At 65.3% G+C, this 14505-nt stretch carries 10 protein-coding genes; 5 read left to right on the top strand and 5 right to left on the bottom strand.

Going from position 1 to position 14505, the window contains the following annotated elements; all coding sequences use genetic code 11:
- Positions 1-156: 156 nt before the first annotated feature.
- The 3 genes from O3301_RS01575 to O3301_RS01565 are packed head-to-tail and all read right to left on the bottom strand — an operon-like array spanning position 157 to position 5027.
- A complete protein-coding gene (locus O3301_RS01575; protein WP_305055309.1) occupies positions 157-1986 on the bottom strand; it encodes a glycoside hydrolase family 15 protein in 1830 nt (609 codons plus the stop codon).
- Positions 1987-1989: 3 nt separating this feature from the next.
- A complete protein-coding gene (gene otsB, locus O3301_RS01570; protein ID WP_305055308.1) occupies positions 1990-2751 on the bottom strand; it encodes a trehalose-phosphatase in 762 nt (253 codons plus the stop codon).
- Entirely contained in the window at positions 2751-5027 is a 2277-nt protein-coding gene (locus O3301_RS01565; RefSeq protein WP_305055307.1) for a trehalose-6-phosphate synthase, read from the bottom strand. Before O3301_RS01565 ends, otsB begins: the two co-directional genes overlap by 1 nt.
- A gap of 258 nt (positions 5028-5285) precedes the next feature.
- Between O3301_RS01565 and O3301_RS01560 the strand changes: the two genes are divergently transcribed.
- The 3 genes from O3301_RS01560 (at position 5286) to O3301_RS01550 (ending at position 9059) form a co-directional block, all read left to right on the top strand.
- Complete coding sequence (locus O3301_RS01560; RefSeq protein ID WP_305055306.1) at positions 5286-6413, top strand: mechanosensitive ion channel family protein; 1128 nt, start codon at positions 5286-5288, stop codon at positions 6411-6413.
- 50 nt (positions 6414-6463) lie between these two features.
- Complete coding sequence (locus tag O3301_RS01555) at positions 6464-7759, top strand: sodium:proton antiporter (protein ID WP_305055305.1); 1296 nt, start codon at positions 6464-6466, stop codon at positions 7757-7759.
- Positions 7760-7868: 109 nt separating this feature from the next.
- Positions 7869-9059, top strand: coding sequence for a serine hydrolase (locus O3301_RS01550; protein ID WP_251348961.1), 1191 nt, complete (start codon positions 7869-7871; stop codon positions 9057-9059).
- On the opposite strand, the gene O3301_RS01545 is transcribed toward O3301_RS01550, so the two are convergent.
- Positions 9056-9439, bottom strand: coding sequence for a YkvA family protein (locus O3301_RS01545; RefSeq protein ID WP_099664192.1), 384 nt, complete (start codon positions 9437-9439; stop codon positions 9056-9058). The two genes, O3301_RS01550 and O3301_RS01545, sit on opposite strands and share 4 nt — an antisense overlap.
- Positions 9440-9531: 92 nt before the next feature.
- On the opposite strand from O3301_RS01545, the gene O3301_RS01540 reads away from it, so the two are divergent.
- Positions 9532-10581, top strand: coding sequence for a DNA topoisomerase IB (locus tag O3301_RS01540; RefSeq protein ID WP_305055304.1), 1050 nt, complete (start codon positions 9532-9534; stop codon positions 10579-10581).
- A 5-nt stretch (positions 10582-10586) separates the two neighbouring features.
- Here the strand turns inward: O3301_RS01540 and O3301_RS01535 are convergent, their stop codons facing one another.
- Positions 10587-10817, bottom strand: coding sequence for a hypothetical protein (locus tag O3301_RS01535; RefSeq protein ID WP_289915260.1), 231 nt, complete (start codon positions 10815-10817; stop codon positions 10587-10589).
- A 264-nt stretch (positions 10818-11081) separates the two neighbouring features.
- On the opposite strand from O3301_RS01535, the gene O3301_RS01530 reads away from it, so the two are divergent.
- Positions 11082-14501 (top strand): hypothetical protein, encoded by a 3420-nt coding sequence (locus tag O3301_RS01530; protein ID WP_305055303.1) that lies wholly within the window; start codon positions 11082-11084, stop codon positions 14499-14501.
- Positions 14502-14505: the final 4 nt, after the last annotated feature.

Here is a 14505-nt window from a genome sequence, read left to right as displayed (position 1 = left end):
ATTTTATTTTAGATTACACCTTGCAATACAAAATCCGCGTGATAAAGGCATTAAAAATATCGATCAAACGCTGTATGAGAAAAGCCCGCTTTCAGCGGACTTCAAGGAAAAAATTAAATCAAACTCAATTAGAATAATTAAGCTGGAATAGCACAGTTAAATAGCGCTATCCCACGGCGCCGACAACCTCACCGCGCAGTTAATCAAGCCCACCATCGAGTAAGTCTGCGGGAAATTGCCCCACATTTCGCCCGTCACGGGATGCGTATCTTCCGACAGCAGGCCAAGGTGGTTGCGCGCCATCAACATTGTTTCGAAGATTTTGCGGGCCTCGTCTTTCCTGCCGATGCGCGCCAGGGCGTCGATGCGCCAGAAGGTGCAGATGTTGAAGGCCGTTTCCGGTTTGCCGAAGTCGTCGGGCGCTTCGTAGCGGCGCATGTAGGGGCCGTCGCACAGCGACGCTTCCAGCGCATCGACTGTCGCGATGAAACGGGGGTCCATGGGGTCGATGAAGTTGACTTCCGCCATCAAGAGCACGGACGCGTCCAGGTCGCGTCCGCCCAGGCTTTCCGCGAAGGCTAGGCGCTCTTCGCTCCACGCTTCGCGCAGTAATCTCTCGCGGATCAGCACGGCGCGGCTGTTCCAATGGTCGGCGCGGTCCGGCAAGCCCAGCTTGTGCGCGACCTTGGCCAGGCGGTCGCAGGCGGCCCAGCTCATCAGCATGGACGAGGTGTGGACCCTCGCCCGCGTGCGCAGTTCCCACATGCCCGCGTCCGGCTCCGCATGCAGACGGAAGGCCTGGTCGCCCACGGCTTCCAGCGCGGCAAACTCGGCCTTGCCGGCCCGGCGGAACAATCGGTGGTCGAGGAAGGCTTGCGCGGCGCCCAGCACGATGTTGCCGTAGACATCGTGCTGGAAGTGTTCCTGCGCCTGGTTGCCGACGCGCACGGGACCGTTGCCCCGGTAGCCGGGCAAGTGGTCGAGCATGGATTCTGGCAGTTGCTCTTCCAGGCCGATGCCGTACAGGGGCTGGATATGGCCGCCTTTCGAGCGGGCAACGATATTCGTCAGCCAGCGCAGGTATTCTTCCATGGTGCCCACTTCCGACAGGCTGTTCAATGCCCGTACGACGAAGAAGGCGTCGCGCAGCCAGCAATAGCGGTAATCCCAGTTGCGGCTGCTGCCCGGCGCTTCGGGAATGCTGGTGGTCATGGCGGCGATGATGGCGCCCGTGTCTTCATATAAAGACAGTTTTAATGTAATGGCGGCGCGGATGACCACGTCCTGCCACTCCAGCGGCACGGCTAGGCGGCGCGTGTAGGTGCGCCAATAGTTGATGGTTTCCTTTTCGAAGATGCGCGCCGTTTCGTCGATGCCGCCGGCCAGGGTCTCATCAGGGCCCAGCAGGAAGTTGGCCGTGCCGCCCAGCACGAAATATGTTTCGCTCAGTACATAGTTGAGCGACACATCGGTGTTCAGGCGCAAGGTCTGTTCCGGCCCCACGTAGCGGATGTGGTGGCTGCCCTGCGTGATCTGCGGCGCCAGTTTGCCCCAGTCGTAGCGGGGGCGCAGGCGCACCCGGATGCGCACGGCATGATCGAGCGGCCGCACCCGGCGGATCAGCATCAGCGGCCGGAACATGCGGTCGCGGCTGAGGAATCGGGGGGCGAAATCCGTGATTTCCACGCCGCGCCCCTGCGTATCGTACAGCCGCGTGCGCAGCACGGCCGTATTCGGCTCGTAGACTTGTTCGCTGCGCGCAAAGTTTTCGATGTCGATGGTCCACACGCTGCCGTTTTCAGTGTCGTCCAGCAAGCGGTTGAAGACGGGATCGCCGTCGAAACGGGGCAGGCACGACCAAACGACCTGCCCCGCCTGGTCGATCAGGGCGCTGAAGGCGCAATTGCCCACAACGCCGCAGTTGAGGGATGCTTGCGCGGACGCGCCGCCGGGGGTGTCATCAGCTTGTTCATGGGATATGGTCATCGGCTACTCCTTGAAAGGGGATACGGACGCGGCCAGCAGCGCGACGCGCAAGGCGCGCGGGCTGGCCAGGCGCAGGGTGGCGGCGCTGGGGCCGCTGCCCACTTTCACGCCCTGCCCGCCTGCTTGTTGAACAAAGACAAAGCCTGCCTCATCGGTGGTGTCGTCGCCCGCGAACACGGGCCGGCGGCCGGCGAACGGGGTTTCCTGCATGAAGGCGGCGATGGCGCCGCCCTTGTCCGTGGCGGACGGCTTGGCTTCCAGAACCATTTTGCCATGCAATAGCAATACCCCTGGGCACGCTTGCACGGCCGCCGTCATTTCCTGCAAGCACAATTGCTCGAGTTCGGGCGCCAGCCGGTAATGCAGGGCCACGGCGCCCCGCTTGCGCTCCACCAGCAAGCCGGGGTGCATCGCCGCCAGCGCCTGCGCGCGCGCCAGCACGGGCGACACGTCGGGCGTGGCCGCCACGCTGAACGTGCCATCGGCGCCGCGCCGCTCCACGCCATGCACGCCCGCCACCGGCAACACCAGGGGCGCCAGCATGGCGTCGATCTGCGCCACGGGACGCCCGGAAATGACGGCCAGCGCGCCGCCGTGGCGTTCGGCCAGCAGCGCCAGCGCCTCAATGACGCCCGCTTCCAGGCGCACGCCGTCGGGCGTGGGCGCCAGGTCGACCAGGGTGCCGTCGAAGTCGAGGAAAACGGCTGTGCCGGGCGTACCCAGCAGTTGCAGCAAGGCTGCGCTATCGTCAGGGGTATCGGCCATCAGATCATCCCCTTGCGCCGCTTGATGCGGCTGTGGGCGTCGATCTTGGTCATGACCTTGTCGCGCTGGCGCAAACGGGCCGCATCCAGCAGCATGCGCCCGGCCCAGCGGTACACATTGAAATGTTTCACGCGGGCCCGCATGCTCTTCATGCGCTCGCGCTGTTCCACCGGCGGCATCACGAGGGCGCGGTACAGGGCGTCCGCGCCCTGCTCGATGTGATACGGGTTGATGATCAGCGCTTCGTGCAGCTCGCGCGCGGCGCCCGTGAATTGACTTAAAACAAGTACGCCCAGCTCGTCTTCGCGCGCGGCGATGAATTCCTTGGCCACCAGATTCATGCCGTCATGCAAGCTTGTCACCATGCACACTTCCGAGGCGCGGAAATAGCGCTGCAAATCGTCCTGGCCGTGGTGCTCGGCTTTCAGCAGGATGGGCACGTAATCTCCGCTGCCGAAACGGCGGTTGATGCGTTCGACCATCTTGCGCACCCTGGCGTCAAAACTTTGATATTCATCGAGTGAAGCGCGGCTGGGGGCGGCGATTTGCACAAAGGTAAAATTGCCCACCATGCCAGGCTGCTGTTCCAGCATGCGCTCGACGGCCTGGAAGCGCTCGACGATGCCCTTCGTGTAATCGAGGCGGTCCACGCCGATGCCCAGCAAGTGGTCTTGGGCCACGCCCAGCTCGCTGCGGATCTGCGCGCGGCAGGTGGCCACGTCGGGCTGCGCCGGGTCGTCCTCGGGCCAGGCGATGGAAATCGGGTAATCCTCGACCTGCGTCATTTCGCCGCCGTAGGAAATGGTCGACGCTTCCGGCTCGATGCGGGTTTCCAGGTAGCGGTCCACCGTTTCGAGGAAATTCTTGCGGTGGAATGGCGTGTGGAAGCCGAGGATGGTGCTGCCCAGCAAGCCGTCGAGGATTTCTTCGCGCCATGGGCAAATGCCGAACGATTCCGAATTCGGCCAGGGGATATGCCAGAAAGTGATGATCGTCGCCTTCGGCAAGGCTTCGCGCACCATGCGCGGCAGCAAGGCAAAGTGGTAATCCTGCACCAGCACGACGGGATTGTCCGTCTTCGCTTCGGCGATCACGGCGTCGGCGAAGCGGCGGTTGACCTTCACATACTGCTCCCAGTCGGACGAGCGGAACACGGGGCGCACGTGGGCGATATGGCACAGCGGCCACATGCCCTCATTGGCGAAACCATAATAATAGCCCTGCTCTTCCTCTTCCGTCAGCCATACGCGGCGCAAGGTATAGCTGGGATTGTCGGGCGGTACGGGAACATGGTCGAGTTTATCCACCGTCTCGCGGTCGGCGGAACCGGCGCCATGCGCGATCCACGTGCCGGAACAGGCGCGCATCACGGCTTCCACGGCCGTCACCAGGCCGCTGGCGGGGCGCTGCACGCGTATGTCGCCGCTGCCATCGTCCGTTTTGGTGTGGATGTACGGCTCGCGGTTCGACACCACCAGCACTTGATCTCCCGCAAGATCCGCTTCCAGCAAGCCGCGCAGCTTGTCCGGCGTCCAGTCGGACGACCAGCCGTTATCGCCCTGGCGTTCCAGGTGGTATTCCTGCAGCAATTCGCGCAAATCGCCGATCAGCGGCTGCATTTCCGGCGGCGGCGCGGGCGCGGCGGCGGGTGCGGCGGCGGCCACGGCCCCATTACTTTTCGGCAACAATTCGCCCCGCAGAATATCTTTCACGGCCGACAGCCAGCCGCGCCAGCTCAGGTGGGCCACGAACACGGTCATCAGGGAAATCAGCACGGCCAGCACGGCCAGGAAGGCAAAGATGAAACGCTTGGTATCCGTATTGCGGCGCTCGACAAAGCTCATGTCCTGCACCAGCACCAGGCGGCCCAGCTGGGAGGCATCCTGCATGACGGGGGTTTCGCTGAGGTGGACTTGGCCCTGCGGCAATTGCGCGAGGGATTTGTACAGGCCGCCCGTGGGAGGCGTGCTCCAGCAGCCGATGGAAGTTGGGTATTGCGCGGACTGGTACAGCAAGTGGCCTGCATTGTCGCAAAAGCCGATGGCGATCAGGCGTTCGTCGCGCGTGGCGCCCTGGAACAGTTCTTTGACGCGCGTGGCGTCTTGCGCGGGCAGGTATTCGGTGAGCGAGGGCCGGAGGGTTCCAGCGAGCAATTCTGCCCGGCTGTCGAGGTCGCGCACATACCAGCGCAGGGTGATGTTGTCGAGCAGGGGTACCACGATATAAGCAAACAATCCCAGCACCAGAGCCAGTGGCAGGATGAAGCGCAAGGACATTCGGAGTGATCGTACTATCATCATTTTCCTTTGCAAAAACAAAAAGCATGGCAAGTATGACTATGTTTCCACTGCGGCGACGCCCGTTTGCTTTCCGTAGCGAAACGTCAACGTGGCATGGCGCAGCGCATCAATTTCTTCCAGTATCCACCTTGACGCAGGTCTTATCCGTACGGCAACGCACGCCCCCGTTACGCCATCTGCCCGTAAAATACCGCTTCCGACATCCATTTCACTAAAAACAAGGAGTTTTCACCTATGGATCTCAGCACGTTCCACTCGCTGATGGGAGGCCCGCTGCGCTCGGCGCTGACCGTGCTCGTTTCCGCCCTGCTCGTCACGGTGGTCGCCATCGGCGTGCACCGGGCCGGCATTGGTTTACTGAAAAGGCTGGCCAATGGCCGGCCGTTCACCACCAACGCCACGCGCGTGGCCTTCCGCGCCAGCCAGCTGTGCGTGATCGTCTTCGGCCTGCGCATGGTGCTGGCCGGCGCGCCCGACGACACGCCGGGCTTGCTGGCCATGTCGCATCTCGCCAGCGTGGCGCTGATCATCGCGCTGACCTGGCTGGCCATGCAATGCATCCAGGCCCTGTCCATCACGATTTCCGAAGTCAATCCCGTCGACGTGGCCGACAACCTGCGCGCGCGCCGCCTGATCACGCAAGCCCGCGTGCTCACGCGCAGCGCGCACGCCATCGTCGTCATCCTGGGCCTGGCCTTCGTGCTGCTGACCCTGCCCGGCGCGCGGCAGATCGGCGCCAGCCTGCTTGCGTCGGCCGGCGTGGCGGGCCTGGTGGCCGGTATCGCCGCCCGCCCAGTGCTCGGCAATTTCATTGCAGGACTGCAAATTGCGTTTTCGCAACCCATCCGCATCGACGACGTGCTGATCGTCAATGGCGAATGGGGCAAGGTCGAGGAAATCAAGGGCACGTATGTCGTCGTGCGCGTGTGGGACGAGCGCCGCCTGATCGTGCCGCTGCAATGGTTCATTGAAAATCCGTTCGAGAACTGGACGCACAGCTCGTCCACCCTGCTGGGCACGGTGTTCCTGTGGCTCGATTTCAGCATCCCGCTCGACCCGCTGCGCGCGGAACTGACGCGCATCTGCGAAGGGGCCGCGCAATGGGATGGCCGCGTCTGCACGGTGCAGGCGACGGATTCGAACGAGCGGGCCGTGCGCGTGCGCTTCCTCGTCAGTGCGGCAGATTCGGGCCTCGCTTTCGAGCTGCGCTGCATCGTGCGCGAGCAGATGCTGGCCTTTATCACGGCTAATTATCCGCATGGCTTGCCCCGCCTGCGCTCCACGCACGACCCCATCGAACTGCACGCCATGCAGGCGCAGAACGACAGCGTGTCGCTGTACAAGGCGCAGCACAAGGCTTGACAAAACCTGCGGCGCGCTGCCCTCGCCCGCGCGCCGCTAGAATAAGGCGCATGAGCACCACCGCCTGGTTCATCCTGATCGGCTGCCTGATGCTGGCGCGCGGCCTGGGCGCCGACGGCATCGCGCGCCTGCCCTTGACCTCGGCCATGGCTTACCTGGGCGTGGGCCTGCTGCTGGGCCCCATGTTCCTCGGCCTGTTTGCCTTCGACCTGGTGCGGCAGGCGCCCCTGCTGGAAACCCTGACGGAAATCGCCGTCCTCATCTCCCTGTTTTCCGCCGGCGTGAAGATGCCCGTGCCCTTCAGCCTGGCGCGCTGGCTGCCGTCGCTGCGCCTGGCGTGGCTGTCGATGGCCATCTCCGTGGCCCTGGTGGCGGCCTTTGCATGCCTGGTGCTGGGCCTGCCCCTGGGCGCGGGCGTGCTGCTGGGCGCCATCCTCGCGCCCACCGACCCCGTGCTGGCCACGGACGTGCAGCTGCGCCATGCGGGCGACAGCGAGCAATTGCGCTTCATCCTGACCAGCGAAGCGGGCATGAACGATGGCAGCGGCTTTCCTTTCGTCATGCTGGGCCTGGGATTGCTGGGCTTGCATGAGCTGGGTCCCCATGGCGCCACCTGGCTGTGGCGTGATTTGCTCTGGGCCAGCGCGGGCGCCATCGCCCTGGGTGCGGCCGGCGGCGCGCTGCTGGCCTGGCTGGCCTGGCAGGTGCGCGCCAAGGAACCGAAACACGCGATGCTGGACGACCTGGTGGCCCTGGGTTTGATCGCCTGCGTGTACGGCGTGGCGACCTGGCTGCACGCGTGGGGCTTCTTGGCCGTGTTCTTTGCCGGCGTGGCCCTGCGCCAGACGGAACTCCGGCTGGCCGGCGCGCCGAAAGACCGGCAAGGCTTGCTGCAAGCGGGGGAAACCCACGCCGCGTCCGCCGCCAGGCCGCACGACGGCGAGGTGACGCTGACCGTCAGCGGCGAATCGCTCGTCTTTAAGGAACACCTGGAACGCCTGTCCGAACTGACCCTGGTACTGCTGCTGGGCGGCGCCGTCACGGCCGCCGCCTGGCGCTGGCAGGCGTGGAGCGTGGCGCTGTTCCTGCTGCTGGTGGCGCGCCCGGCCAGCGTGATGCTCGGCTTGCTCGCTTCGGGCACCAGCGTGCGCCTGCGCGGGCTGGCCGCCTGGTTCGGCGTGCGCGGCATCGGCTCGCTGTACTACCTCAGCTATGCCATCGCGCATGGCTTGCCGCGCGGCCTCGCGCGCGAACTGGCCGACATCACCCTGGTCGTCGTCATTCTGTCCATCGTCGCGCACGGCTTGACGGTCAAGCCCCTGCTGGAACGCTATTGGCGCAAATAGGCGCCGGCTATCCCGCTTTGTCATTGCTGCACAGCAATGTTTTGTCAATCGCCCCTATGTCGGGCGGAAATGTTGTTAAGATAATTAAAAATGGCAAAAGAGAGAATCAATGAAACGACGAAGCGTGCTGGGACTGGGCGTCTCACTGGCCCTGCTGCAAACGGGCTGCGCCACCGATCCGGCCAGGCTGGCGTGGGAAACGGAATTTGACGGCTTCATGCGCGATGGACTGGCCCGCACGGAAACGCCGGGCATGGGCGTGGCCGTGGTGCGCGGCGAGCAGACCATTTTCGCGCGCGGCTATGGCTGGGCCGACATCCAGGCCGGCAAGAAGGCCGATGCCAACACGGTGTTCCATGTCGCGTCCGTCAGCAAGCTCGTCACGGCCGCGGCCGTCATGATGCTGCTGGAACAGGGCGCCTTCCAGCTGGACGACAAGGTGGCGGCCTACCTGGACTTCCCGCTCATGCACCCGAAGTTTCCCGACGTACCCATCACCTTTCGCCATCTGCTCAACCACACCTCGGGCATTTCCGACGCCGTGTACGAAAAGACGACGGCGTTTGCCGTGCAGGGCGACCCGCGATTACCGCTGCGCGACTTCGTCAAGGGCTATCTGTCGCGCGGCGGCGCCTGGTACGACGCGGATGTGTCGTTTGCGGCACGGCCCGGCACGGAATGGCGCTACAGCAATGTCGGCATCGCCCTGCTCGGCTATCTGGTGGGCCGCGTGAACCCCGATGGCCTCGACGCCTTTACGCACGAGCACCTGTTCGAACCGCTGGGCATGGACCATACGGCGTGGAGCCTGGCCGGCTTGCCGCGGCGCGCCGTCGTCGCCCAGCCGTATGTGCACAAGGAGCCGGGCCTGCAAGTGCTGCCGCCCGTCGGCTATCCGGACTGGCCGGCCGGCCTGCTGCGCAGCTCGGCGCATGACTTCGCCCGTTTCCTGGCCATTTTCAGCAATGGCGGCCGGGTCGATGGCCACCGCTACCTGCAAGACGCCACCCTGCAACTGTTTTTCGCCCCGCAAGCGGCCCCCGTCGTGCCCGCCGATTCATCCGTGCGCCAGGCCCTGGTGTGGCTGCTGCGCGACGTCGACGGCAAGCCGCTGGCCACGCACAGCGGCGGCGACCCGGGCGCCGCGTCCGTCGTCTGCGTCGACCGCGCCAGCAAGACGGCCGTGCTGGCCTTCGCCAATGTCAGCGCGGACAAGGAGTTTCGTTCATTCCAGAAAGAAGTCGTGCTGCGCCTGCTGGCCCATGGCGGCAGCGGCGCGCCGGCGGCAAAGAAAGCCTAGGCGCCGAACCAGCCGCGCAGTTTCTCGGCGGCCCGTTCCTTGACGTCGGCCGTGATGTAGGTGGCGACCGTGGCGACGGCCGCCGCCAGCACGGCCAGGTCATCCGCATAGCCGACGACGGGCGTGATGTCGGGAATCGCATCGATGGGCGAAATGAAATAGCCGAGCGCGCCATAGATGGCCGTCTTGGCCCACAGCGGGGTGTTCGGCTGCTGCGCCGCGTAGTACAGCCACAGGGCTTTCTCGATGACTTCGCGCCCCGCCGTCTTGGCGAACTTGACGACCTTGTCCCAGAAGCTGTCATCCGTGTATTTCTTTTCATACTGCTTGTCGGCTTGGGGGGCGTGGTCTTCTTCCAGATTCTTTTTTCTGCCAAACATCTGCTGCTCCTGTCTGCCGCGCACGGCGTTACGAATGCGCACCTTAGCATAACGGCGCGCCGGGCGCGCGGCGAGCAAGGTAAGCTATCGTCATGGAAATATCCGCCACCACCACGGCCCGCGCCGCCGGCCTGCGCTACACGGGCGACCACCAGCGCGGCATCGCCCGCCTGGGCAAGCCCGGAAAATTCCGCTACCGCGACGGGGACGGCCAGTTCCTGCGCGATGCCGCAGCCTTGACGCGCATCAAGGCACTGGCCATACCGCCCGCCTGGACGGACGTGTGGATCTGCCCGCACGCGACGGGACACCTGCAGGCGACGGGGCGCGATGCGCGGGGCCGCAAGCAGTACCGCTACCATGCGCGCTGGCGCCAGGTGCGCGATGAAGTGAAATATGAGCGCATGCTCAGTTTTGGCCGCGCCCTGCCCGCCATCCGCGCCGCCGTCGCGCGCGGCATGCAGCTGCCCGGCCTGCCCCGTGAAAAAGTGCTGGCCACCATCGTCCACTTGCTGGAATTGACGATGATGCGCATCGGCAACGAAGAATATGCGCGCACCAATAAATCGTTCGGCCTGACGACCCTGCGCACGCGCCACGTGCAGCTCGACGGCAGCGCCGTGGCCTTCCGCTTCAAGGGCAAGAGCGGCGTGCGCCACGATATCCGCCTGAGCGACCGGCGCCTGGCCAGGGTGCTGCAGCGCATGCGCGAGCTGCCGGGGCAGGAACTGTTTCAATATGTCGATGAGGATGGCGCACGCCACGGCGTCGATTCGGGCGACGTCAACGATTACCTGCGCGAGGTCACGGGCGAAGACTACACGGCCAAGGATTTCCGCACCTGGTCCGGCACCCTGCTGGCCGCGCTGGCCCTGCAGGCGTTCGAGCAAGTCGATTCCGAGGCGCAAGTGAAGAAAAACATCGTGCAAGCGATCGAGTCGGTGGCAAAAAAACTGGGCAACACGCCGACGATCTGCCGCAAGTGCTATGTGCACCCGGCCGTGCTGGAATCGTATCTGGATGGCAGTTTATGGGAAGGCATGCGCGCGCGGGCGCGGCAGCAATTACAGGAAGACTTGCCGGCGCTGGCGCCGGAAGAAGCGGCCGTGCTGGCCTTGCTGCAGCAGCGCCTGCAGGCCTGACCCCATCAAGCCTGGCGGGCGGGCTGGGGCTGGCACTGGGCCGACAGTGTGAGGGCGTCGCTGCGGCAGACGGGCAAGGCGCCGTGGCCAACGTCGCGCGCCACGGGCGCCGGGGCGGCATCGTCCGCCTGCGCCTCGTCCGTATTCATCAAGGTGGCTGCCAGGGTCGAAAAAGTAAACAGGCAGATCAGCAGGAACGGCTTGTTCACGTGGATGGACTGGACTGGCTTTTGCATCGCATACTCCGTCGGACTGGTTGGCTGTTGCAGCATGAACATCATCATCGCGTGTTTCCGCAAGGCATACAATCAGACAGTTTCGACAAGATAAGTAGGACAGCGCTGACAGGCTCAGCCATAAAGACCCGTGTCGGCGGATTTGACACCGGCGCCGGCCCGTTTCAGCCAAGCCCTTGTTTTTACAGCACATTTTATACAGGAACGCTTCCTGCTTGACCTCTTGCCTGGGCACGCTTGGCGCCAGTCAACGGGGGAACGATCATGGGTTTCATCAAACAGGCGCTGCTGGTGCTGCTGCTGTGCGCCATGTCCGCCGCGCACGCCACCCGCATCGGCTACACGGCAACCGCGCTGGGTGGCACGCAGTGGCGCTACGACTATACCGTCAGCAATACCACCCTGGGCGTGCCCATCGGGGAATTCACCTTGTTCTTCAACGTGGGCCGGTACGCCAACCTGCACAACGTTTCCACGGCGCCCGGCTGGGACTTGCTGCTGGTGCAGCCCGATCCCGCCATCCCCGCCAGCGGTTACCTCGACGCGCTGGCGCTGGCCGGCGGCATCAATCCCCGCGCCACGGCCACGGGCTTTTCCGTCACCTTCGACTACCTGGGCGCGGGCAGCCCCGGCGCCCAGCGGTTTTCCATCCTCGACCCCGTTTCCTTCATCGAACTCGACTCCGGCAGCACGCAGCCGGCCGCCGTCGCCCTGCCCTCCACGCCCTGGCTGCTGCTGGCCGGCGTGCTGGCCATACTGCGCCTGCGGCGCCGGCAGCTGGCCGCCGCCGTGCTGGCCCCATTGCTGACCCTGAGCCTGTGCGCCTGCGGCGGTTCGAACGATCCGACGCAGCCGCCCATGCCGAAAGTCATGCTGGCGGCGGATGCGCAGACGCTGCCGGGGCCGGACACGGCCGTGCCCCTGGCGGCCAGCGCGGACGCCGGCCTGGCTGCCGGTCCCTTCACGGTCACGGCACTGCGCAAGGTGGGCGAGCAGCGCATCAACCGCCGCATCTACGAATACACGTTCCGCATCAGCATCCGCAACAATGGCAGCGAAGCGGCAAGCAACGTGCGCGCCGTCCTCGCCAGCGTGCCCGCCGGCGCCGGCATCGTGGACGACAGCGTCCTGGCCGGCGGCATCGACGCGGGCGCGACGGTCACCCCCGACGACACCATCACCCTGCGCATCGACCGCACGCGTCCATTCGAGCTTGGCGGCCTGGCGTGGAACATCACGTCCGGCGCCAGCGTGGCGCTCGACCCCGTGCGCCCGGCGCAGGTGGTCAGCCTGCCGCTGGCCGAACTGGGCTTTCCCGCCGGCGCCGACAAGGTCGCGGCCAGCGGCGCCGTGACGGACGTGCTGCTGAAAGATGGCAGCCTGCGCTTTTCCACCCCGGGCGACACGGGCGAAGACCAGCACGCGCAGTTTTTTGTCACCAAGGGCAACATCGTCACCACCCTCGACCTGCTGATCCAGAGCGAGCTGCCGACCGCCCTGCAAGTGTATGTCGAGCCGCTCGAGAACGGTTCGCTGCCGCCCGCGCCGCCGAAGCTGGCCATCGGCGGCCTGGGGCCGAACAATACGCTGCAGCCCGGCGGCCTCTCCTTCCGCCTCGAGGGCGTGGCGCCGATGAACCTGCGCAACGACAGCGGCGGCTTCCTGGCGGCGCAAGGCGGCGCGACGGTGGCCATCCATTCCTACTGGGTCTTTCATGCGGACACGGGCAGCTTCAGCATCAGCGCCACGGCCATGCAGCAACTGCTGAACGTACTGCCGGCCGGCGCGCTGCAGCTGCACCTGAATTTTGTCACGCAGGATGGCGAATTTGCCGTGTCATACGCGCTCACCGTCATCAAGGCCGCCACCGTGCTGCAGGGCCAGATGCGCACGCCGGCAGGCGGCAACGCCAGCGGCCTGGCCGGCAAGAAAATCTTGCTCACTGGCTATAACTTCCACCTGCGCCGCGTGGCCGTGATCGACGCGGCGGGCGCCTTCCATTTCGACGGCGTCATTCCCGACACCTACCAGCTGACCCTGAACGACCTCGACCATCCGAATGTCGTCGGTATCAGCACGGCCATCTTCCCCACCAGCACCATCGTCAACGTCAGCATCACCTACCCGTATGCCGCCGGCCCCGGCTTGCAGGCGGCGACGGCGCCATGGACCGCCGCACCTGTGACGCAGGATGGCGCCGCGCCGCCGGCGCGGCAAGCGGCGCAGGCCATGGCCGCGCCGGCGCCGGCCACGCCGCAGGATGAGGACAACACCCAGTCCTTCACCGCCACGGCCGGCCCGCAAAACCAGACCGTCGTGCGTCCTTTCAGCTACACGGTAGCGAAAGGCACGCAGGACGTGGGCGTGAAAATCACCGTCAGGACGGCGGAATATCCCACCTACACGACCCAGCAAAGCCAGTACAACGATACCTGGTCCTACGTCGTGGTCGGCTTGCCGGGCGTCGACCTGGCAAGCATGGGCGCCGTCAACCAGTCGCACTTCACGCAAGGCACCACCGTCAGGACGGAATGCGTGGATGTCAGCCAGGCAACCAGGACGGGGCCGCTCGTCATCACGGGCGCCGTCAGCGCCACGAATATCGGCGACAGCCTGCTGGCCACGCTCGCCACGGTGGAACTGAGCCTGGCCTGCAAGGGCTTGAAGATCACGCGGGCGCGCTTGTTCCCCATCAATGCGGAACTGCATCCCGTGCTGCAGCCGCGCAATCTCACGCACAACCTCCCCGGCCCCTACGTGTCCGTGCCGCAAAACACGCCCGACCGGCACACCATCTCACTGGAAGTGCGCTATTCGCCGGAGCGGGTCAATTTGACCGAGGTGAATATCGGCATGTCGGCCGACGGCGCCAACCCGGCCTTCAGCACGGTCAATCTGCTCGACCAGGCCAACATCCGCGGCAAGGACAGGATCACCTTCCCGCGCCTGAAGCTGCCCGACTTCCCGGGGCCGAAAATCGACAGGAAAGCCGTGCTCACCGTCCGCCTGAAGGGACGCGTCGGCAATGCCAACGCCGTGTCCGACCCCGCGGAAGGGGGGCAGGTGGCGCTCAAGGGCGACACGGCGTTCATCCCGCTGTATCTTGCCCACAACGAAGCGGCGCTGGCGAAGCGGCGCTACGGGCCGCGCGATGACGGCGGCGATTCGTGGGCCACGCGCCTGACCATCGCCTGGCTGGCGGGAAAACCCTACCGTTTCAACGATATCAGCGGCCAGCACGTGACGCAGGAGGCGTCAGGCCGTTCCATCCTCGACCACGACGGCCACAGCGATGGCCAACAGATCGACATGCGCTACGCGGATGGCGCGGGCGGCTATTCGGACGAGCTGGGCGGCCTGGGCAATGGCGCCGCCATTCTGCAGCTGATCAACGATGCGGAAGCGGAAGTGGCGGCCGGCTTGCCGAAAAAGCCGAAACTGGCCAGGCTGGGCGCGTGGATCACGGCCAACCGGGCCATGCTGACCCTGGAAGCGGGCGCCGCCAGCACGCGCGTCGTCTACATCGGCCACCGTTTCATCAAGCTGGCCCTCATCGACGGCTGTTTCGCCAGCCCGCCGCACGCGCGGATACCGGGCGTGCCGGTGTGGACCAAACCCCTCAAGGTGAGCATCGACCCGTCCCACTTGCACCACTGGCATCTGAGCATGACGGCCCATCCTTGAACAG

It is taken from the genome of Janthinobacterium sp. SUN211, assembly GCF_030587315.1.
GTDB lineage: Bacteria > Pseudomonadota > Gammaproteobacteria > Burkholderiales > Burkholderiaceae_D > Janthinobacterium > Janthinobacterium kumbetense.
Note: the sequence above shows the minus strand (reverse complement) of the source record. Positions and strands in the feature narration are given on the sequence as shown.

Coding starts and splice junctions, on each gene's coding strand:
- O3301_RS01575 (WP_305055309.1), bottom strand. CDS start 1,986: ATGACCATATCCCATGAACAAGCTGATGACACCCCCGGCGGCGCGTCC.
- otsB (WP_305055308.1), bottom strand. CDS start 2,751: ATGGCCGATACCCCTGACGATAGCGCAGCCTTGCTGCAACTGCTGGGT.
- O3301_RS01565 (WP_305055307.1), bottom strand. CDS start 5,027: ATGTCCTTGCGCTTCATCCTGCCACTGGCTCTGGTGCTGGGATTGTTT.
- O3301_RS01560 (WP_305055306.1), top strand. CDS start 5,286: ATGGATCTCAGCACGTTCCACTCGCTGATGGGAGGCCCGCTGCGCTCG.
- O3301_RS01555 (WP_305055305.1), top strand. CDS start 6,464: ATGAGCACCACCGCCTGGTTCATCCTGATCGGCTGCCTGATGCTGGCG.
- O3301_RS01550 (WP_251348961.1), top strand. CDS start 7,869: ATGAAACGACGAAGCGTGCTGGGACTGGGCGTCTCACTGGCCCTGCTG.
- O3301_RS01545 (WP_099664192.1), bottom strand. CDS start 9,439: ATGTTTGGCAGAAAAAAGAATCTGGAAGAAGACCACGCCCCCCAAGCC.
- O3301_RS01540 (WP_305055304.1), top strand. CDS start 9,532: ATGGAAATATCCGCCACCACCACGGCCCGCGCCGCCGGCCTGCGCTAC.
- O3301_RS01535 (WP_289915260.1), bottom strand. CDS start 10,817: ATGCAAAAGCCAGTCCAGTCCATCCACGTGAACAAGCCGTTCCTGCTG.
- O3301_RS01530 (WP_305055303.1), top strand. CDS start 11,082: ATGGGTTTCATCAAACAGGCGCTGCTGGTGCTGCTGCTGTGCGCCATG.